Source organism: Nostoc sp. UIC 10890 (assembly GCF_054786515.1).
This window is the reverse complement of sequence record NZ_JBSGKF010000001.1, coordinates 3,660,124-3,680,295: the sequence shown is the minus strand read 5'-3', so window position 1 is coordinate 3,680,295 and position 20,172 is coordinate 3,660,124. Positions and strand designations below refer to the sequence as shown.

The following is a 20,172-nucleotide window of genomic DNA, read 5'->3' as shown; positions in this document are numbered from 1 at the left end:
GCTTTATTGAAAGTGTAGCGAATAGGATTTGTGAATTTGCAGAGTGACGCAGCTACGCCTGTCGTAGACCTGAAGGGGTGACAGAGAAGTTATAAAGCAGACTGGATAAGAGTCATAGCCCGTAAACCTTGCTGAAAATAGGGTAGTTTATTGGGCTTGAGGCGCATCAATTCATCAGCTAAATCAGCCCAAAATTCCATTGCCCCTATCCATAACTGACCATATAAACCAACCCAAAAAGCACTATGTCGCCGGTGTAATCGTCTTAATTCTTTTAAACGACCAACATATTTTTGCACTCCCATTTGTCGAGAATTACGACCTACTAAAATGGCACAAGTATAGGCAATAGAAATCAATAAAATCAGTGCCATTAACCGTTGACCATCAGTATGAGTAGATTCGAGATTATAGCCCCCAGTTTTACAATCACGAAACATCGCCTCAATGCCACTACGCATCTTAAACGCTTTAATGGCATCTGGAAGGCTATCAAGGTTAGTTAATAAAAACCAGCCAGCAGGCTCAACAACTCCACGATATTTACGCTTGTAATATCCAGCAAGATTAAATGAGTCGTTTTTCTCCTGTTTGGAAGCTATTTTTTACCCACCGTTTGATCAGAGAGAACCACAGATATGAAATTGATAACTGGGGTAGCAGTAAAAACCTTTGGATACTGCGTCGTCAGCTTTCAAAGCTTATCGGTTGTGGAAATACTGTTGCTAGTTTCTCAATTGTCACAGTTTTATGAAATTGCAATAGCATCAGCAATATTTCTAGCATCTTGTACTGCGCGGGTGTCAGTACATTTTGAAAGCAGTTTTGGTAGAATTTAGGTAACATTATCATTTGATAGGTCTTGTTGAGAATACCTGAGCTATCTTTTTTTACCCCAAAACGGTCACAATCTCCTATTGACTTGGATTCAGAAGCTTAGTCACCCCGTCAGGTCGTAGACATGAGTATTTTTAACAGACAAAATCTATTTAAATTACTTTTTATAAAATCTTAATATTTCTCAACTAAGTTTAAACAATCTTGGGATTAAGTTCATAATTTAAGAGCGATCGCTTTGTAAAGGTTAATTGATATTAGTTGTCAAACTGCTAGTGAAGTTAGAAACTAAAGAAATACAACACACGCAATTATTTTATGACTGCTATTTCTAACCTGGAATTAAAACGGCCAATTTGGCAAACTGCGATCGTCTTGACTTTGGGCTTTTGGCTCAGTGCTAGCGTCGTTTTAGACTGGGTAATTATGCCTAGCCTTTATCTTTCCGGGATGATGAGCCAAGCTGGTTTTACGACAGCAGGCTACACCATTTTTTGGAACTTCAATCGGATGGAATTATTATCTGCTGCTGTAGTACTGACCGGGGCATTAGTTTTGGGCAAAACTCAATATCACTGGCGTATTGGCAGTATTGTTTTATCTGCGCTACTGCTAACTATAGCTATGCTTGATACCTATTTCTTAACTCCCCAGATGTGCGCCATCGGTGTTCAACTGAACCTATTTGAAGCCGCTGCTGCTATTCCATCGACAATGAATTTACTACACGGCAGTTATTGGGTGCTGGAAGTAGTTAAGTTGGTAGCTGGTGGCACACTTTTAAGTTGGTGCTGGCGGGAGCAATTTTAAATAGATGGAGAAGTATAACGGTGAGAATGTCCACTTATAAATCTCACGCCAAAGACGCAAAGAAATTCTTTGCGTCTTTTTGCTAGATATAACTTATGAGTTAATAAATGCCATATCTACGTAGAAGACAGAAGCTAGGAGTACGGGCTACTCATGCAATTTTGTATTTATATTTGTGTCTTTTAAAACTTAAAATTTTTCAGAAAAATTGCTACCATAAAATGATTCACTCATTTATAAGTGTAATTAAATAAGCATATAAAATTATCTTTTGCTGTACATTTTCAGCCTTTCCGGACATCCAAACAAATAAAGATTAATCACAATTATCTGGAAGATGCTATTAATTAGTTTTCATGTTTACTTTACTGATTTATCATGAAGTTTATATATTGCTGCTAACTTTTTTTGAAAATTATAGTAACCTGAGTTTTAGTGAGTACGTTACTTGTTATCTACCATCTAGCTGAAAAGAGCTATTTTACAGGTATGTACTACCAATCAGGAATTTGGCTTTAAGTTCTTGAATTTGTCACTCCAAACTGTGCAGGGTGACTATTTAGACCCACACAACATTAGAACCCGTTTCCAGTACTTATGAAGAGATTCCCTTCTGCTGATTTAGCCGCCTGTGCATCTCACCACACACCATCATGGCGGTAATTATCAGCTAACTCATCCTTGGTCGGAGGTTTACCATTATTGTTGTGCAAGTGATAATTTTGCCCAATCCTAACACTAAGAGTTGCTCCAATACAGTTCAGTTAACGTTTTAATCTTTTGAAGATCCCTCCAACCCACGCCAGTCAGTCATGGGGGGAACCCTCAAGAACCTTCGGGTGAACCTTGTTCCTGGCTAACGCAGTTGTTTATGGGAGAAATCCCCAAAGCCACACTGCTTCACCGAACCGTATTAGCTCTACAATCACAAACCTAAGTATGACATTGAAGTTTTTAAATGCTTAGTTTTTAATCATACTGTTTCTCTTGATGAAGTTCCCCTCAAGAATAAACTTCTTGGAAAAGTACCCGACGACTTTTGTCACGGCTACAAAACATAGTTCGTCAGCGCGGATTTAAGGTCTCAAAGCCTTGCTTGAGAGCTATTTACATCTACATTACAGTAGATTTTGGTCGCTCCGGACTTTAGTATTAGGGACAAAAAAACCTTTGTAAGAGAATTCAAGTATCTACGATTTTAGGCAGCAAAATACGGATAACAATGATACTTTTGTGACTGATGGGCGAGAGCCAATGGTCTAGGCGTGACACTTGAGTTACTGTTAGATTGGCTAGATTAGCGAAAGATACAGAAAACCAATCTAATTTTTGAAATACTATATCCTGGCAACTAGTCGGGCCATTTTGCTATTGGAAAATAGCATGAATTGGTTTAGTTGTAACTTGTGCTTTATAGCTTAACAGAGATTGGTGAATTAGGAGTTGGGGGGTGTGAAATCTCTGTACTAACTCAAATGTGACCGCTATATTTATCTGAAAGTGCTCCCAACAAATTCGCGGTGAATTCCGAAAAGGTAATTCACTAATTTCGCCTGCAAATGTTAATTTTATTCCAGAGCCATCCCAATGAAGACACTTCCGATTAGTAGATACAGGTTTTTTCAAAAGCTCCAGCCCTTATCTTTGTTGAAAAAAATCACTGGTAAGTCGGTTACTGGTTGTTTGCAAGTGTTTAGCACGTCAGGCTCTTGGTCAATATATATGGACGAGGGTAAGCTAATTTATGCCTGTTACTCAGAGAAAATGTTTGAGCCACTTTACAGAAATTTGCAAAGCTTGAGTCAGCAAATTTCTACTCTCCCTGGCGGAATCAAAGAACAGTTGCGAGCGATATTTGAAACTGGTATTGAAAATCAGGCAATACCAAATCCAGATTATCTGGCTATTTGCTGGTTAGTCAATCAGAAATATATTAGTGCTTCTCAAGCAGCGATACTGATAGAGCAATTGGCGTTAGAAGTTTTGGAGTCATTTCTGAACTTACAAGAGGGGAGTTATGAATTTATTCCTGAAAGCTTTCTGGATGACATGCCAAAGTTTTGTCATCTAAATCTCCGCTTACTAGTTGAACGATGTCAAACACCTAGAAGCGTTGGCGAAGCGTCTCGTAGAGAAGCGGCTTATTGTCAGACATCGCCAGCTTCTCAATCACATCCCTCAGAATTGTTCAAAATAAATGAGCTAAAACTTAAAAGCAAAAATACGCCAAATTTTTCTAGAACAAACGCCTATAAACCACCAGCTTACTCTATTAATACTAATAATAATAGGGATCAACAAATAATCCAAACGCCTGTTGACAAAAAAATCTACACAATATTTTGTATTGATGACAGTCCTACAGTATTGAATACTATTCAAAGTTATTTAGATGAGCAAACTTTTTGTGTTGTCGGAGTCACTGATTCTTTGAAAGCTTTAATGCAGATTGTTCACACAAAACCCGACATAATTTTGTTGGATATTTCGATGCCTAATTTAGACGGATATGAACTCTGCTCTTTGTTGCGTAAACACTCAAGTTTTAAAAATACGCCTGTGATTATGGTGTCAGAAAAAGTAGGATTTATAGAGATGGCTAAAGCTAAAATGGTCAGAGCATCAGGCTATTTAACTAAGCCTTTTACACAAGGAGATTTACTAAAGGTAATATTTCAACACATTGTTTAATTTCTTAATATAAAAAAATAACAAGTTGCTCAAATTCAATTTGTGGTGTAAGTTTAGTCACTGATTGCAAATAGAGCGATCGCTATTTTCCACTGTTACATTAGTCTTTAAATAATCCCGCACCCAATCACAGCTATATTTCAGCAGGTTGAGATGGAGAATTTTTTCTATATCCCACATAATCACAAGTTGGTCATCTCCGCCAGAGGCGAGGGTTTTGCCATCGGGGCTGAAGGCAACACTGCTCACATTTGAAGTATGTCCATTTAGGGTGACGAGCAAAGTGCCATCGGTCTTCCAGACTTTGATCGTATTGTCAAAACCTGCGGCTGCTAGCATTTGACCATCTGGACTGAATGCGACCCTCGTTAAACCAATACTTTTACCATCTAAGATTCTCACTAGAGTACCATCACGTTTCCAAAGTCGGAGACGACCATCTCCACCTGTAGAGGCAATAAATTGACTATTCGGGCTAATGGCAACTCCAAAAACTTCACTATTATGCCCTTCTAAGATTCGATCTGGTTTCTCCAATAGGCGTTCGCTATTTTCTGAAGTCCAAAGTTTGATGGTACTATCAGCACTGGCAGAGGCGATAAACTGCCCATCTGGACTATAAACAATGTCCCAAATTCGCCCTGTATGCGCCTGGATAATTTGCTGGAGTTGGAATTGTCCATTAGCATTGCGTTGCCAGAGTCTCAGCTTGTAATCAAAACCCACAGTCACCAGCCGATTGCCATCAGGACTGTAGCTAACACCCAAAAGACCTATACCTGGGCCTTCCAGAATGGTTCGCTGATTGCGGTCTAGTTGCCACAGTCTCACAATACCCTTAGAACCAACGATCGCTAAAGTTTGACCATCGGGGCTAAAATCGAGACTAAGCATTCGAGAATCGTCTTCAACAATAGTTCTGGCTAGAGAACCATCGCGTTTCCAAAGTTTTATTTCTTTGCCAGCAACGGAAGCTAGACGTTGCCCATCAGGGCTAAATGCCACTTTCCAGACCATTTCTTGATGCCCATTGAGTAGCTTTACTAAGGGTGAGTTGACTCTCCAAAGTTTGATGGTATTATCGTGGCCAGCAGAGGCGAGGGTTTCTCCATCAGGACTGAAGGCGATGGTTTGAATATTTGAGGTATGCCCCTGCAAAGTTCTTAATAAAGTACCATCTACTGACCAAAGTCTAACGGTTTTATCAGAACCACCAGAGGCAATAGTCTGCCCATCAGAGCTAAAGGCTACACCAAATACTTCAGCAGTGTGCCCTTTAAAAGTTCTCAGTAGAGTCCCTTCTCGATTCCACAGTCGCACCATGTTATCTGCACCGCCAGAAACGAAAGTTTGTCCATCTGGGCTAAAAGCAACACTCCAAATAGTTGCCTTTCCGGCTGTGAATGTTTTGATTAGTGTTCCATCCAATCGCCAAAGCTTATTAGTGCCGCCTACCATGCTAGAAACGATGATTTGACCATCGGGGCTGAAGGCAATACCCCATATACCACGCTCATGTTTAAGAGTTCTGATTAAAGTGCCATCTAGTTGCCAAAGCTTAACGCTAAAATCGCCACTGGCAGAAGCGATCGCTTTTCCATCTGGGCTAAAGGCGACTCGCCACACCGCAGATTTATGTCCTTTGAAGATAGTTAATAATTTACCATCGATCGTCCACAGGCGGATAGTGCCATCAATGCCGGCAGCGACTATCAAACGACTATCCGGGCTGAAGCGGACGCTATTTATGGTTGCAGTATGTGGTATTGTTCTCACCAGTGTTCCATCCCGCTTCCACAGCTTGACTGTGCGATCAATACTAGATGAGACAATCCACTGGCCATCGGGGCTGAAGTCAACACCTAAGACAATTCCTTGATGCCCTGACAGGTGATTGAATTCATCAGCACCGTAGACAGCTTGTTCTAATATTTTGCGGGTTTGGAGATCCAGTGTATGTGCATCTGCCAAATTTTGTAGATCAAGCCGTTGAAATTTCCGTCTGGCTTGGATTGCTTGTACCAATGCATCTAAGCGTTGATTGGAATTAAAACTACCATTGGAAGCAGCTGCGATCGCTCTTACCTCACTCAGCGATGCTTGTCGATCGGCATAGAGTGTTATGATTCCCAAGATAATCGCTGCTACTAGAGCTACACTTACCCCTAACAGTAGTCGTTGCTGAAGGCGGGCGTTCTTTTGTTCACTTGCCAATCGCGCTTCAGTTTCTTTAAGCTGTTCTACTTCCAGTTTTTGCTGGACTTCTCGACGTTCCAATTCTTGGCTGGCTGCTAAAAATCGATAGTCTAAATCGCTGAGACTTTTTCGCTGAGTCCAGTCCAAGACTTCTTGTAAGGCATTCCCCCGCAACAGGCGTGACTCATCTTGAAAGTCCGATGCTACCCAAGCATTGAATGGTTGTGAATAAGGGCGCAGATTGTCTAACTGCTTTAACACCCATTCAGCATTGAAAATACTGCGGTAGATCGGATTTTTAATTCTGAGATAGCCGTTGTACCTTTCAACTACTCCCGATAGTAAAAGCTCTGTCTGTTCTCGACTATCATCTGTAGGTATGGGAGATATTGGAAATAGAGGATGCCAAGAGTCGCTAGTGTTTTTATTCTTTACCTCCTCTATTTCCTCCGCTTGTAATACCTGCTGATAAAGACCTAACAAGCGTCCTGCTTGTTGTTGGTTGAAAAGTAGGCGATCGCGAATAGTACGGAGGTGTTCGGGTTCATCTTGTGATTCCCAGTGTTGGATAATGTGCGATCGCACCAATTCTTCTACCCAATACGCCTCAGTTTTCGGGGATAGGATAATTTTTCGATCTGATGTTTTTAAGGCAGCTTGAAGAACTAATTGACAAAGTTTTTGAGTTAGAAACGGTTGTCCCCCTGTCCAGTAGATTACCTCTTGCAGCACTATTTCTGGTTGGCTGATTGCTTTCTTTAACCCATTTAGCAATGGGTTCGCTTCATGAAATCGAAAGTCGTATAACTCTATGGCCGTTCCAATATTAAAAGGTGTCCGGCGTTTGTCAGCAATTAAGTCAGATGGACTGGCTACTCCAAACAATGCAAAGCCCAGGCGTCGAAAATTCGGATCGTGTGCCTGCTGATTGTAGCAATGACGAATCCAGGCAAAAAAGTCATTGACCGGAAAATTTAAACTCAGTAAACTATCAATCTCATCAATGAAGATGAAAATACCCTTAGCTTTGCTATCTCCTTCACAATCGCTCTTGACATTTGGCAGCAACACTTCTTCAACAAACTGGTGTAGCTTTTGTACAGGAGAAAGACCTGCTTGCATATCCCACCATTGCTTAAAGTTGACGTGTTCCGCCAGATTTAACGCGTAGAACATACTGACAATGATTCCTTTATACCATTGTGCTGATGTCGTATCCTCACTACCCAATTGAGTTACGTCTAAGTAAACACATTTATAGCCCTCTGACTTGAGACGACGACTTATTCGCTGTAGTAGAGATGATTTACCCATTTGGCGAGAGTTGAAAACATAGCAAAAATCACCACCTTTGAGACTGGTATAAAGTTTTTCGTCTGCCTGACGTACAACATAAGTGGGATCATCACTGTGGAGGCTACCGCCAACTTGGTATCTCATGATAAATAAAAAGTTTTAGAAAGGTGAATTGCTGTTTGCGATCGCTTTAATTTCATAGAGGTCAGCAAAATTCCCCATCTTTGTCTATCTAGCTTTAAATTATTACACCTTCGTAAATATATAATTTTCCCAATCGACCTACATCTTTGTTGCATTGACCTGCATCTTGATTGCATTGACCCGCACCTTGGTTGCATTTACCTGCACCTTTGTTGCATTGATCTATTTTTCGTTCCCATTCAGAGCATAAAAACGAGATAAAAATCGAGCTTTTTTCGGCTTGTGTGTACACAATAACTTTTTAAATAGGGTTAGGAATTATCAAGGTTTTAGGTTTTCAAACCTTAAGTTTTGCTAATTTTAGATTGGATCTTGTATCAGGTCAGTCGGTCGGTGAAATTCCCAAAAGCAATTTCGTTTTTGTCTAACCATAGCTAACCTTGACCCGGAAAACATGGCAGATTCCTTGAATAAGTACCAAAAGTCTGACAGGAAAACCATACTAATGAGAATTTGGACTACTACTGCTGTGCTAGCTTCTTTTTGGCTAATATCTGGAGTCATAAGTTCTGAGCCAATCAACGCTGCTGCTGTTTTGGTACAAAATGCTATATCGTCTCCAACACCAACGAATGCTAAACAGATTACTGTCAGTAACATCGAGTTTGGGCTGAAGAGAGTTGACTCTAAAGGAAACGTTACCATTTTCCAGACAAAAAGAGTGCCACTTCAAGAAGGAAATGCCTATGGGTGGCGGATTAAACTCAAAGACTACCAAGGTGAAGTGAAATGGCGCGAAGTCTTGCGTTTACCAAAACCTCCAGAAACTTGGGGTACAGATAGTGGTGAAGATTTCTCAATGTCAGCAGACGGAAAGACATCTGTAACGCGACGCACACAGTCGGCTCCAGAGGGTGTGATTGAGAATTTTTGGACAATCACTCCTGGCGATCCAGTTGGTAAGCATAGAATAGAAGTCTATATTGATGACCGTTTGATCAGCACTTTCGAGTTTGAAATGATCCCAGTTAAGTAGATGTGAAAGGTATTGAGACTTGGGGACTGGGTACTGGGTACTGAGTATTGAGTATTAAGAAAACTTTTCCCCATTCCCCTTTCCCCATTCCCCATTCCCCAATCCCCCGAAACTGAGGAGTATCTTAGAGATAGAAGTTTGATTCTTGTTGGGTGGCGATCGTGAATACAGAGGAATTCCTACGATTGATCGAAAAGCAGCGCCCATGTCCTCAGACATTGCCAAAAGGGCTGCAAGCAATGTGGTATGACAAGAAAGGTGATTGGAGTAAAGCTCATGAAATAGTTGCAAATGCCAACGATGCCGATAGTGCCTGGGTTCATGCTTACCTGCACCGCAAAGAAGGCGATTTAAACAATGCCCATTTCTGGTATCTACGCAGTGGTCAGCCAGAATTTCCAGGAGAACTAAGCCAAGAATGGGAACAAATAACTTCTGTATTGCTAAAGAAGGTGAACGCGACGCATGAATGCTGAAGAATTAAAAAGGCGTTTTGCCGCAGGGGAAAGATATTTTCCAGCTGTCAACTTGAGTAGTAACAAGCTGATTGGAGCCTATTTGCCTGGAATTAATTTATGGGGAGCAGATTTGAGTGGAGCTAACCTAGCTAAAGCTAAACTCTGGGGAGCAGATTTGAGTGGAACTAATTTAGCCAAAGCAAACTTGACCAGAGCTAATTTGAGCGGTGTCAAACTGAATGAAGCAAATCTCCGGGGAGCTAAACTCAACTATGCCAAGTTGTATGGAGCGAATCTAACTGGCGCTTACTACGATGAAAGTACGCGGTTTTCTAGAGGTTTTGACCCCATTAGTAGAAATATGCGAAAGGTGTGAAGGGGACTGGGGACTGGGGAATAGGAAAAAGTTTCATCTTGTTCCCAGCCTCCAGGCTGGGAAAGAATTCCGCGAGGCTCTGCCTCTGGTTAAGCCCCTGGAGGCGGAGCCTTCCAGAATGGGTTCCCAGCCTGGAGGCTGGGAACCAGTCAGGAAAAGGACTTTATCTTAACTTAGTGCCATTCAGATTAGTCCCCAATTCACAATCCCCTTTAAATAATTGATAGATGTTTATTTGAGCCATCTAACATAGACGATACCAACATTTGTTCAAAGACTTTGGAAAGAGCAGTTTGAAAACGCTGACGATGCTTGAGTTTGAAAAAAGGTCTAACTATTTCTGCGTAGGTGTAGCCCAACTTAGGCATCGCACCGTTGCTTTCTCTATTATCAATAACTCGAATTGCCCGCAGAGTCCCTAACTGGATTTCTTTTTTTACCATCAACTCAGAAATTCCAGTTGCACCTACGCCATTTTCAATCGCTGCTTTTGCCATCTCACCACTAGTGAATACTAAAATTACATTCAGTTCACTGAGATTGATTCCCCAATTTTGCAACGCTTCCTCAAATCTTTGCTGGGTTCCAGATTCCCGCACCCGCATCACCCAGGGAGTCTGAGTTAGTTGGCTTAAATCAACTTCTCCCCACTCAAACCAAGGGTGGTTTTGACCGACCACAATTTGCAAGCGATCGCTCCCCACTATTTCATAGTCTAAAGTATTCTGAAGGGCTGGCTTTACATCTCCTTCCACCAAACCTAAATCAAACTGTCCCATCGCTGTACCGACACAAATCGTTTCTGCATTGGCAAGGGTACAGTCAATCTGGATACCAGGATATTGGCTCTTAAACTCACTAATCTTACTTGGTAGCCAGTAGTTACCAATTGTCAGGCTTGATCCTAATTTCAATTCACCCCGTTGCAGATTGTTCAATTCTCGCAATCCCCTTTCAGTTAAGGAAACTTGATCAAGAATTTTCTGCGCTTCCACTTGCAGTAATTTACCCGCTTCAGCAATCTCGATATGGCGACCAATCCGATGAAATAGTTTGACTCCGTATTCTTGCTCTAAGTTGTGGATCGCTGCACTAACGGCAGGTTGTGTAATATAAAGCTCCTCTGCTGCACGAGTAAAGTGTAAATTGTGCGCCACAGCTAGAAAGATTTTTAGCTGTTCAAGCGTCATTCCTGCCATTTATGGTATCCCTACAACTTGGTGTCAAATTTTTAATCACTTCCATTTATCATTTTGACAAATAAAAGCATTTGATTCTATCGGTTAGTTTGACTAAAGTATAAATCAAGGCTTTCTACTTAGTCATTTGTCATTGGTCATTGGTCATTGGTCATTGGTCATTTGTCCTTTGTAAATGACCAATGCCTCACGCTCAATTACCAAGCATCAAAATAAGGATTTCCACAAATGAGTGGTTTCGTAACTGCAATTACCACAGGGATCACGGCATTCACTGCCACCAACATCGATGATATTGTCATTTTGACGTTGCTTTTTTCACAAATAAGTAAAACGTTCCGCAGTCGTCACATCCTTGCTGGTCAGTATCTCGGTTTTGCTGCATTGATCATTGCTAGCCTTCCCGGTTTCTTTGGTGGACTCATCATACCCCAGGACTGGATTAGACTACTTGGTTTAATGCCAATAATCATTGGTGTAAGCAGTTTACTGAAACGCGAAGAGGATTCACTAGAGGAAGCCGAAGCAGAAACCGAGCCGTCTTGTCCATCTATACTTGCCAGTTTTATCTCTCCGCAAACTTGCAATGTCGCTGCGATCGCCTTTGCCAATGGTAGTGATAACATCAGCATCTACGTGCCTCTGTTTGCCAACTCAGAATTAGATAGTCTGCTAGTGATACTAAGTGTATTTTTTACGCTAGTTGGCGTATGGTGTTATACCGCTTATAAATTAACCTACTTGCCTGCGATCGCAAACTTTTTAACTGAAAATGGCAATACTTTTGTGCCTTGTATCTTAATTGGTTTGGGCGTGTTTATTGTCACAGAAAATGTTACTTGGACTCTTTTATCTGTAGTTTCTAGTTATATATTCTCATTGATTTTAGGTTCCAATACTCAGCCGTCAAGTCAAGAACAAGAAAAATTAACTGTCTAAAAAGAGGTACATCATGAACTTACTCACCAAAATGAATTTCCAACCGCAAAATATCTTATCTATCAACAGGAATCAAAACATGAAATTCTGGAAATATCTGCTCATTGTCTTAATGATTGTCACCAGTTTTGCCTTTGCTCAACCTTCTTTTGCTGATAGACCAAAATTTAGCAAAAACCCTGATTACATCGAAGTCACCAAAGCACTTAATGAACTGACTCGGAAAAAAGATACCCAAACTCAAGTTGAAGGTCTGACACCAGAAGAAATTCAAAAGAGAACCGAAGAATTAACCCTACAAAAGTATGCTTTAGAGACGGGAATCAACTGGGGTCAATGCAACAACCAAACAGGTAATACCATAGCCGTATATGGCAAAAAACCAAATGATGAAGACGATGAAGATGCCGTATACGACAATGGTCTGTATTTTCTAGCTGATGGTCAGTCCACTAAGAATAACTGGGATTGTGATGGCATTTATCTACCAAATGATGTCAAGGTAGCAAATTTTACTTCTAGTCCGAATGGGCAAGGTCAAGAATTGACAGGAGCGGCTGCTCTCAAGATACTTGATGGAACTCAGTTAGTTATTAAGACGAATCCAGATACTGCTGCGATTGAATTGAATGTTCCAACTGTGAAAGTTCTTAACAGCAAAGAATCTAACTGGTTTATCCCAGATATATCGAAGGATATCATAAATACACGAGTTCCTAATGCGCCTAGCAATTAGTCTTGAAATAGAACTGATATTCTATTTTTGAATAATTGTTATAAATTTAAATAGGGTAACAGCCAAAATCAGAGACAAAAACAGGAAAAGTACTGGTGAAAAATCTCTCTGATCTCGGCTGTTTTTTTTATTACTTGCAGTTACTCTATACCATCAATTACGAATTACGAATTATTCGATCAGGCTTGTTTTCTTTAGATATCTGCATTAAAATAAATTTTGAAAAAATGTACAATCACAATAGATATATTTCAGTAGAGCAATTATTGCACTGGGTGCAAGTCATCTGGAAAGAGATTTCCTACTACCTTCGCATTTTTTTGATCAGAGCCGCTTTGCGGATAAGGGTGTTATTGATGCAGTTAAAATTGAAACCTACAGAAGAAGATAAAGAGAAAAAAAAGGCAGGACGACTGAATCCGTCCCGAATCCGAGATCACTTGGCAAATGAGCGTACCTACCTCGCTTGGATGCGGACAGGGATCGCTCTTTTAGGTTTTGGTGTCGTTATCGTGCGTTTGCGTGCTTTCCAAGTACCTTTGATACCACGTCCTGGCAACGGCTGGAAATTAGGTTTAGTTTTCTCGCTGGTGGGTTTAATCACAGTGTGGCTCTCAACTTCACACTATTTTGCAGTTCGTCGTGATATCGAAGAAGATACTTATGAACCAACAGACCGCTGGGTGTTGTTGTTCAGTCTGGCTGTGATGATTCTCGGCGCTGGGGTAATCTATTTTGTTTTTACAACTTCTTTAGATCCAATGAGTCCACTTATCCCTGAGTAAGAAGATTTTTAAAATCGCACCTTATACACCTCGAATAATTCCCCTGATTTTTGCGCTACTACTTTAGCACCAGCCGCTTTAATTGTTTTTTCCCACTTAGCCAAAGGCTCTAAAAACACCTCGGCCCCTAAATAGGTTTCCAGAACTGCCCAATCTTCTGCTAAAGGCTGTTCTGGATTGAGGATGTCGAACACAAAATGTCCACCTGGTTTTAACACCCGCTTGACTTCTGCCAATACAGCATTCCAGTATTCTAGGGGAAAATAGCAGCTGAATCCAGTTGCGATCGCTAAGTCAAATTGCTCTGATGAATAGTTTAGCTGATGGGCTGCCCCCAACTCAACACCTTTGAACAGCTTAGAATTCAACTGCGGCCCACGGGAATTAAGGGTATCGCGTGCTATATTACTGATTTCTTGCCCATGAAAAAATGCTTGCCAATCCCGCCAAGGATAAATTAAGAAGCTTATACCACAGCCAATATCTATACAGTGCTGGTTTTTTTGAGGTTTAGCAATTTCCCAGAAAGGAGAAGCAATTCTCCCTGAGAAACTCCCGGCAATCCACTCACGGAATATCGGCATCGCCTGGACTTCTGTTGGGAGTTCAAATGTTTCACCTTGATACTCTCGGTTAAAGCGATAGGCTATTTGGGCTAATCTTTCGTCCCACTGGGTTGATTTGGGTGAACTAAAGAGATTTTGGAACTGAGAATCGGACTTTTTAGACATTTAGGTTTTTGCTACTCTTTCTAAGGATTGTAGTCAAATTCGCTTTGCGATCGCTAAATAAATATCAATAATCTAGCAATAAATTTCTCTATAGGCATAGCCCATCGTAGACATCACATTATGATAAAGTAGTAGGCAGTATTGGATAAATAATGATTGTCAACAAGAAAGCAGTATCTAATAATTAGCCAATTCCTTTCAGGAACCTATCAAAATTAATCTGCTGATTTGCTTACTTGTAAAAACCAATGCAAGCAATTGCAATTGCTTCTGTATCACCAATCAAGATTATGTTGAAATTCTATCCAGTACGCAAATTACAGTAGGGAATTTAACAGTTAATAACTGAGATTACTTATTTATTCAGTATCTTTAAAATCTAAAAGCACACATAAGTCAAGCGATACTGTTATAAATAATTTTCTGATATTTCTATATAAACTTATGATGAACTCATTAAGAAAATATTCTGTAATTTTGCGTATAATCGAAAAGTATCTGCTAAACCTCTCAGTCAGCTTGAGGTTTTCTTACCTCAGTAACCTTTGTGTGGGTAAGAGTTATTAACTAGGCAAAAGCAACACACACACCAATCCCGACTGAACACTATTCTTTTGTTCGCAGGAAGGATCGTCTTTATCTCCCAATAATGACGATAAATCCTAATAAAATCTTCTGGAGAAGAGATGTATTTGGCAAATTCATTCATGAGTGATGAAAAGAAGCAAAACTCTCACCAGCCTTTGATTTTGGCAGTGGAAGACCATGATGATAGTCTCCTTCTAATTAGTTATGCCCTTGAGTCAATGGGTTGTAGATTTATTTGTCAAACAGATTGTTCTGCAACAGTTCTGGTAGCTAAAGAGTATCAACCAGACTTAATTTTGTTGGATATTTTGTTACCAGGACTTAGCGGTATCGATGTTGTACGTCATCTGAAGCAAGAACCCCTAACTTGCACAATTCCAGTGGTAGCAGTCACAGCTTTAGCTAGCAGGGAGGATCAAGAACGTATCCTGAAAGCGGGGTTTAATGATTACATCAGCAAACCCTATATGATCGAGGACTTAGAGGCTACAATTAGCCGCGGACTTGGGAAAAGATTGGGTATTCACTCCGCTTTTGAGCTTTGTCAGGATTAACAGTCCAGCAAAGAGATATAACGGTGAAGGACAAGAACTTAAGTGTTCTTAGGTAGTTGTACAGTAAATAAACTACCTTTACCTAATTCAGAGGTAACCTGGATAGTTCCTGCGTGCCCTTCTACAATTCGGTGGGATAGATGTAGTCCTAAGCCACTACCTGAGCGTTTATTTCTGCCTTGGCGAAATCGCTCGAAAATTGTTGCCTGATCTTCAGGCGCAATTCCATATCCTGTATCTTGTATCTCAATTGTCACTGAATCTGGATTTCCTGGATGAGGTGATGTTTCAAAAATGCGGATTGTTATGCCTCCTGTATCTGTAAATTTGATAGCATTTGCGATCAAGTTGTTTAGCACTCGCCGTAGTTCCAAGCGATCGCCCATAATAAGACCAGTGTTTTTACTCCGTGGATCTAATTTACTGGTGTCTATTTTTAGAGTCAAACCTTTTTCACTAGTTAAAGGAATTAGCTCGCTTACTACTTCTTGAGATATCTCACGTAAATCGCAGACCTCCCAATTCAACGTTTTTTTACCTGCTTCAAAGCGATAGACTTCTAACAGGGTGTTCACCATTTCCATTAAATTTTGGTTGCTGCGAATCATAACTGCGATCGCCTGTTTCATTTCCGGCGAAATTTTGCAGAATGTTTCCATTTCAAACAAACTCAACATCCGATCGGCGGCTACTAAAGGAGTTCGCAAATCATGAGTCAGACGGGAAACAAAGTCTTCCCGCTGACGGGCCATTTTTTGCTGTTCGTCTAGACTTTGCTTGAGACGCAATAGCGATCGCACCCGTGCCAGTAGTTCATCAGTATCAAATGGTTTCCGAATAAAATCGTCAGCACCAGCATCCAAACCTTCGACAACGCTGGATTCGTGAAAAGCAGTAATTAACAGAATTGGAATATAAGAGATTGCAGGGTTCTTCCGAATTCTACGGGTGACTTCATAACCATCCATTCCCGGCATCATCACATCTAACAGAATCAGATCGGGTGGAGATTGGTCAATTTGCCGCAAAGCCTTTATTCCATCTGAAGCCAAATCAATTTCATATCCCTCACTTTCTAAAATTGTTTGAACCAAAATAAGATTATCTCGAGTGTCGTCAACTGCGAGGATACGATAAATTTTATTATTTTCAACTACAGACATGATTTATCAACTTTTATCAGTTTTTTTGGTAAGTAATTTATAGTTTAAATTTAGGATATCCTATTGGTGCTTTCCTGGTTTGAGAAGATGATTGATGCGGATTGTTAGCAGAGCAAAAAAAACCATCGCCATCTAATTGTGAAGTTGGAGTATCGGCTCCTACAGTCGGTAATGTGATTTGACGCGGCAATTCAATTTTAAACGTTGAGCCGATCCCCAACTTGCTCTCAAGAAATATTTTCCCACCCATCATTCGCACCAGCGAATCTACAATTGCTAAACCCAGACCTGTGCCTGGATATTTACGAGTGATAGTTTGATCGACTTGCCGAAATGCTTCAAAAATACGTTTAAAATCCCTGGATGCTATGCCAATGCCTGTATCTCGAACAATAATTGATACTCGATTTGCAGGCAGTTCTTTAACCTCAACCCAAATCTCACCAGAATCTGTGAATTTAATGGCGTTGGAGAGCAGGTTAATTAAAATCTGTTTGACACGAACCGGATCATTAAATACTAAAGGATTTTGCGAATCTATTTGAACCAACAATGAGAGATTTTTGGCATCAGATAGGGAACGCATTTCACCCACAGCGAGATTTATTACCTTTGATATGTCAAATATTTCCGCCTTTAAATCTAATCGTCCTACCTCCAGCTTAGAAAAGTCGAGAACTTCATTCAGCAGCATCAGCAAATGCTTGCCATTATTCAAAATGCGCTCAACCATATCTGCTTGCTGGTGCGTTAGTTGACCAAACTTAGGACGCAATAGTATTTGCGAAAAACCAATAATCGCATTCATTGGCGTTCTGAGTTCGTGGGACATAGTTGCCAAAAAATGTGATTTTAGCAGTGATGCCTCCGATAGCTTGAAGTTTTGCATTTGAATCTGTTGCTTTTGTCTCTCCAACTCTTGATTCTTACGAGTGAGTTGTTCATGACTTTCTCTGAGTTGCTGGTTTGCCAAAGCTGCCTGCATTTCAGCCCGATAAATCCGAATCGCACTCCGCAAAACCTGTGCCAAGGCTTCTGGAGATATCCTAGACTTAGAAAGATAGTCTGTAGCACCAGCTTCGATTAATTGAACAGCAATTTGTTCATCTCCTTGACCAGTTAAGACTACTAAAGGAACTTGAATTTCCGAAGAACGTAGCTGTTGGATCAAGGTTAGTCCATCCTGGTCTGGTAAGCGATAGTCGAGAAAAACACAATCATAGGCAGTAGTGCTTAAAGCGGAGAACGCATCATTACCATCGCCTACTTCAGACAGTTCCATCTGAACACCTGCTTTAGTCAGGGCACAACGAACTGTCATCCGGTCTACTTCGTCATCGTCTACAACCAAAATTTTCAGCGTCTCTTCCATCGGTTTTTATTTTTGCCGCCAAACATAGGTTGATGTATAACATTTCTCTTTTCAGATTATCCAACTAAAGAATATAAGATTTCGGACATCTAAAATCTGTAACTTGATTGACTAAGACATTTTGCATAATATCCAGTATCTGTTAAGCCTTGCCATTATCTCAACAAAGGTATTGAAAGGTAAAAGGCTTTAGATAGATGCACTTTGGGCATTTACTTGGGTCAAATTCAGTCTGTTGTATCCTCAATCTGATTAATTTACCAGAGTCTAGGAATTAAACTCCTAGCAAATGACCAATGGTTCTCAAAAAATTAGCAATTAACAAACTGAAAACTATTGATCTGAAAACAGCAGACAGAGCTTGATATAAAGTAAAATAAAATACTTTACTAAGCTTAAAACAATTGTAAATGAGTGAACAAGCGACCGTCGTCAGCCATTGGTGAGAGTTGCATACAATTATCGTGTACCATAAGCTTGAACAGTTTTACCCATTAGATTGATTAGATTAGATAAATAAGAAAGTACTACCTATATCTATTTGTGAATCTTAAGTAATCCTACCTCCTAAGAACTTTGACAATTTTCTTAACATCGCCAGATATGTGCCAGTATTTTTTTAGCGATCGCAGACTTTCGGTGTTTGGAAAAATACTGAGACTTACTGTGAATTCTAGTAAAAATACCACCTGCTTCCAAACTTCTACGAGGTTGACGCACGCCTGATTACTCTTCCTAGTTGTGCTTGAATTCCTTTTGGGATTGTCCACCATCGAGCCTGACTTTTTAAGTTATGTGGAAAAATCAACAAAAGACCTAATCCCTGAGCAAGCTTCCCTACAAAAATTAGACTTCTTGCAGAAGTGGGTAAAGGGGAAGGTGGGGCCCCCTCTGGGGATAAGGGGTAGGGGGAAAGGGGAAAGGATGGAATTTTCCCTTTCCCTTTAACCTTTAACCTTTCCCCAACATCTTGCAAAAGTTACTTTTACAAGATGTTTATTGGGCGAGAACCCCACCCAATTGTAAGCGCCGTGTAGACGGCGGGTTTTTAGACCCAAGTTCTTTACGGTCAAGGGCTTCAGCGCTTGAGTCAGTATTTCCTCCTGCTTCCTGCCTCCTGCCCTCTGCCTCTTTTGATTAAAAATCGCTCTAAACCATCTTTCACTTTCTCGTAAAGCAACTTCGACCTTTGTAATTTGTCCATTTTCGTAAGCTTTTTTCAAAGCTTCATACAAAATAATAGTAATTAACGAATGGAACATGGCAACTCAAAGCTGAATTGTAAGCAAGAGAGAGCAATTTGGCATTCGTCTCAATATTTCATACTTTTTGTGCAACTATCCATATATCTCCAGCTAGATTTGTCCTCTATCGAAATATAAAAAAATCGGGTATTTATTATTTCTATCGGTGGATGCAGACTGGTTGAAATATCATCTATCTTTAGTTTGGGAAAATTAAGAGATAGGGCTTACAAAAGGTAATACTTTGAAAGATGCAAACAGCGTAAGAGTGAATGTAGCGATGAATGAAATTAGTATTATTTTAATTGAAGATCATGACTTAACGCGAATGGGGCTACGAGCGGCATTACAGTCTCACAGTGCATTGAAAGTAATTGGCGAAGCAGCAAATGCTACCCAAGGATTAAAACTTTTAGAAACGGCAAAGCCAGATGTAGCTGTGGTAGATATCGGCTTGCCTGATATGGATGGCATCGAACTCACCCGAAAATTCAAACGTCACCAGGCTGAAACTGGGCAAACAACAACGAAGATTCTGATCCTGACAATGGATCATACAGAAGATGCTGTACTTGCAGCTTTTGCGGCGGGTGCTGATTCTTATTACATGAAAGAAACAAGCATCAGTAAATTAACGGAGGCAATCCAAGCAACTTACGCTGGAAATTCTTGGATTGATCCGGCAATAGCCAATGTGGTATTGCGGAAGATGCGCCAAGGTATTCCTGGAGAAAGCCAAAGCTCTGATAAGCCAAAGACTGTAAAAATTGAGGCACTGGCGTCAGAGTATGAGCAAGTTTTAGAAACATACCCCCTGACTCAACGGGAACTGGAAATCCTGGAGTTGATTGTAGCTGGGTGTAGCAATGGACAAATTGCCGAGAAACTCTACATTACAGTTGGTACTGTGAAGACCCATGTTCGCAATATTCTAAATAAACTGTGTGCTGATGACCGTACCCAAGCTGCTGTGAGGGCCTTACGTTCTGGTTTGGTGGCGTGAGGAGTTAGAAGTTA

Annotated in this window: 19 protein-coding genes; 11 read left to right on the top strand and 8 right to left on the bottom strand. The window is 40.5% G+C overall.

Annotation, left to right across the window (positions count from 1 at the left end; all coding sequences use genetic code 11):
* Positions 1–89: 89 nt before the first annotated feature.
* A complete protein-coding gene (locus ACWATR_RS15015) occupies positions 90–461 on the bottom strand; it encodes a hypothetical protein (RefSeq protein WP_460333675.1) in 372 nt (123 codons plus the stop codon).
* 110 nt (positions 462–571) lie between these two features.
* Between ACWATR_RS15015 and ACWATR_RS15010 the strand changes: the two genes are divergently transcribed.
* The 3 genes from ACWATR_RS15010 to ACWATR_RS15000 all read left to right on the top strand — a co-directional run bounded on the left by ACWATR_RS15010 (position 572) and on the right by ACWATR_RS15000 (position 4,338).
* Positions 572–754: a hypothetical protein gene (locus ACWATR_RS15010; RefSeq protein ID WP_460333672.1), complete on the top strand. Its 183-nt coding sequence runs from the start codon at positions 572–574 to the stop codon at positions 752–754.
* A 401-nt stretch (positions 755–1,155) separates the two neighbouring features.
* Positions 1,156–1,647 (top strand): hypothetical protein, encoded by a 492-nt coding sequence (locus tag ACWATR_RS15005; protein ID WP_460333669.1) that lies wholly within the window; start codon positions 1,156–1,158, stop codon positions 1,645–1,647.
* 1,587 nt (positions 1,648–3,234) lie between these two features.
* Positions 3,235–4,338, top strand: a complete 1,104-nt coding sequence (locus ACWATR_RS15000) for a response regulator (RefSeq protein ID WP_460333666.1) — start codon at positions 3,235–3,237, stop codon at positions 4,336–4,338.
* A 57-nt stretch (positions 4,339–4,395) separates the two neighbouring features.
* Here ACWATR_RS15000 and ACWATR_RS14995 read toward each other — a convergent pair whose 3' ends face one another.
* The gene (locus ACWATR_RS14995) at positions 4,396–7,974 is read right to left on the bottom strand and encodes an AAA-like domain-containing protein (RefSeq protein ID WP_460333663.1); all 3,579 of its coding nucleotides are present in this window, start codon (positions 7,972–7,974) and stop codon (positions 4,396–4,398) included.
* Positions 7,975–8,479: 505 nt separating this feature from the next.
* On the opposite strand from ACWATR_RS14995, the gene ACWATR_RS14990 reads away from it, so the two are divergent.
* The 3 genes from ACWATR_RS14990 to ACWATR_RS14980 all read left to right on the top strand — a co-directional run bounded on the left by ACWATR_RS14990 (position 8,480) and on the right by ACWATR_RS14980 (position 9,844).
* Entirely contained in the window at positions 8,480–9,010 is a 531-nt protein-coding gene (locus ACWATR_RS14990) for a hypothetical protein (protein ID WP_460333660.1), read from the top strand.
* A 161-nt stretch (positions 9,011–9,171) separates the two neighbouring features.
* Positions 9,172–9,486: a hypothetical protein gene (locus ACWATR_RS14985; protein ID WP_460333657.1), complete on the top strand. Its 315-nt coding sequence runs from the start codon at positions 9,172–9,174 to the stop codon at positions 9,484–9,486.
* The gene (locus ACWATR_RS14980) at positions 9,476–9,844 is read left to right on the top strand and encodes a pentapeptide repeat-containing protein (RefSeq protein WP_069068727.1); all 369 of its coding nucleotides are present in this window, start codon (positions 9,476–9,478) and stop codon (positions 9,842–9,844) included. The genes ACWATR_RS14985 and ACWATR_RS14980 overlap by 11 nt, the downstream gene beginning before the upstream one ends.
* A gap of 212 nt (positions 9,845–10,056) precedes the next feature.
* On the opposite strand, the gene ACWATR_RS14975 is transcribed toward ACWATR_RS14980, so the two are convergent.
* A complete protein-coding gene (locus tag ACWATR_RS14975) occupies positions 10,057–11,043 on the bottom strand; it encodes a LysR substrate-binding domain-containing protein (RefSeq protein ID WP_460333653.1) in 987 nt (328 codons plus the stop codon).
* Between the two features lie 228 nt (positions 11,044–11,271).
* Here ACWATR_RS14975 and ACWATR_RS14970 point away from each other — a divergent pair, with 228 nt between their 5' ends.
* From ACWATR_RS14970 to ACWATR_RS14960, 3 genes are all read left to right on the top strand, one after another.
* Positions 11,272–11,982 carry a cadmium resistance transporter gene (locus ACWATR_RS14970; protein WP_460333650.1) on the top strand — a complete coding sequence of 237 codons (711 nt, stop codon included), beginning with the start codon at positions 11,272–11,274 and terminating at the stop codon, positions 11,980–11,982.
* Positions 11,983–12,061: 79 nt separating this feature from the next.
* On the top strand, positions 12,062–12,718 hold the full coding sequence (locus tag ACWATR_RS14965; RefSeq protein WP_460333647.1) for a hypothetical protein: 657 nt from the start codon (positions 12,062–12,064) through the stop codon (positions 12,716–12,718).
* 227 nt (positions 12,719–12,945) lie between these two features.
* The gene (locus ACWATR_RS14960; protein ID WP_460333644.1) at positions 12,946–13,503 is read left to right on the top strand and encodes a YidH family protein; all 558 of its coding nucleotides are present in this window, start codon (positions 12,946–12,948) and stop codon (positions 13,501–13,503) included.
* Between the two features lie 8 nt (positions 13,504–13,511).
* On the opposite strand, the gene ACWATR_RS14955 is transcribed toward ACWATR_RS14960, so the two are convergent.
* Complete coding sequence (locus ACWATR_RS14955; RefSeq protein WP_460333641.1) at positions 13,512–14,234, bottom strand: class I SAM-dependent methyltransferase; 723 nt, start codon at positions 14,232–14,234, stop codon at positions 13,512–13,514.
* 686 nt (positions 14,235–14,920) lie between these two features.
* Here ACWATR_RS14955 and ACWATR_RS14950 point away from each other — a divergent pair.
* Entirely contained in the window at positions 14,921–15,376 is a 456-nt protein-coding gene (locus ACWATR_RS14950; RefSeq protein WP_460333638.1) for a response regulator, read from the top strand.
* Between the two features lie 38 nt (positions 15,377–15,414).
* On the opposite strand, the gene ACWATR_RS14945 is transcribed toward ACWATR_RS14950, so the two are convergent.
* The 4 genes from ACWATR_RS14945 to ACWATR_RS14930 all read right to left on the bottom strand — a co-directional run bounded on the left by ACWATR_RS14945 (position 15,415) and on the right by ACWATR_RS14930 (position 19,134).
* Positions 15,415–16,539: a hybrid sensor histidine kinase/response regulator gene (locus ACWATR_RS14945; protein WP_460333635.1), complete on the bottom strand. Its 1,125-nt coding sequence runs from the start codon at positions 16,537–16,539 to the stop codon at positions 15,415–15,417.
* Between the two features lie 37 nt (positions 16,540–16,576).
* Entirely contained in the window at positions 16,577–17,911 is a 1,335-nt protein-coding gene (locus ACWATR_RS14940; RefSeq protein WP_460333632.1) for an ATP-binding response regulator, read from the bottom strand.
* Positions 17,912–18,499: 588 nt separating this feature from the next.
* Positions 18,500–18,631, bottom strand: coding sequence for a hypothetical protein (locus ACWATR_RS14935; RefSeq protein ID WP_460333629.1), 132 nt, complete (start codon positions 18,629–18,631; stop codon positions 18,500–18,502).
* 224 nt (positions 18,632–18,855) lie between these two features.
* Positions 18,856–19,134, bottom strand: a complete 279-nt coding sequence (locus ACWATR_RS14930) for a hypothetical protein (protein ID WP_460333626.1) — start codon at positions 19,132–19,134, stop codon at positions 18,856–18,858.
* Positions 19,135–19,435: 301 nt separating this feature from the next.
* On the opposite strand from ACWATR_RS14930, the gene ACWATR_RS14925 reads away from it, so the two are divergent.
* Positions 19,436–20,158, top strand: coding sequence for a response regulator transcription factor (locus tag ACWATR_RS14925; RefSeq protein ID WP_069068737.1), 723 nt, complete (start codon positions 19,436–19,438; stop codon positions 20,156–20,158).
* Positions 20,159–20,172: the final 14 nt, after the last annotated feature.

Coding starts and splice junctions, on each gene's coding strand:
- ACWATR_RS15015 (WP_460333675.1), bottom strand. CDS start 461: ATGCGTAGTGGCATTGAGGCGATGTTTCGTGATTGTAAAACTGGGGGC.
- ACWATR_RS15010 (WP_460333672.1), top strand. CDS start 572: ATGAGTCGTTTTTCTCCTGTTTGGAAGCTATTTTTTACCCACCGTTTG.
- ACWATR_RS15005 (WP_460333669.1), top strand. CDS start 1,156: ATGACTGCTATTTCTAACCTGGAATTAAAACGGCCAATTTGGCAAACT.
- ACWATR_RS15000 (WP_460333666.1), top strand. CDS start 3,235: ATGAAGACACTTCCGATTAGTAGATACAGGTTTTTTCAAAAGCTCCAG.
- ACWATR_RS14995 (WP_460333663.1), bottom strand. CDS start 7,974: ATGAGATACCAAGTTGGCGGTAGCCTCCACAGTGATGATCCCACTTAT.
- ACWATR_RS14990 (WP_460333660.1), top strand. CDS start 8,480: ATGAGAATTTGGACTACTACTGCTGTGCTAGCTTCTTTTTGGCTAATA.
- ACWATR_RS14980 (WP_069068727.1), top strand. CDS start 9,476: ATGAATGCTGAAGAATTAAAAAGGCGTTTTGCCGCAGGGGAAAGATAT.
- ACWATR_RS14975 (WP_460333653.1), bottom strand. CDS start 11,043: ATGGCAGGAATGACGCTTGAACAGCTAAAAATCTTTCTAGCTGTGGCG.
- ACWATR_RS14970 (WP_460333650.1), top strand. CDS start 11,272: ATGAGTGGTTTCGTAACTGCAATTACCACAGGGATCACGGCATTCACT.
- ACWATR_RS14965 (WP_460333647.1), top strand. CDS start 12,062: ATGAAATTCTGGAAATATCTGCTCATTGTCTTAATGATTGTCACCAGT.
- ACWATR_RS14960 (WP_460333644.1), top strand. CDS start 12,946: ATGTACAATCACAATAGATATATTTCAGTAGAGCAATTATTGCACTGG.
- ACWATR_RS14955 (WP_460333641.1), bottom strand. CDS start 14,234: ATGTCTAAAAAGTCCGATTCTCAGTTCCAAAATCTCTTTAGTTCACCC.
- ACWATR_RS14950 (WP_460333638.1), top strand. CDS start 14,921: ATGTATTTGGCAAATTCATTCATGAGTGATGAAAAGAAGCAAAACTCT.
- ACWATR_RS14945 (WP_460333635.1), bottom strand. CDS start 16,539: ATGTCTGTAGTTGAAAATAATAAAATTTATCGTATCCTCGCAGTTGAC.
- ACWATR_RS14940 (WP_460333632.1), bottom strand. CDS start 17,911: ATGGAAGAGACGCTGAAAATTTTGGTTGTAGACGATGACGAAGTAGAC.
- ACWATR_RS14925 (WP_069068737.1), top strand. CDS start 19,436: ATGAATGAAATTAGTATTATTTTAATTGAAGATCATGACTTAACGCGA.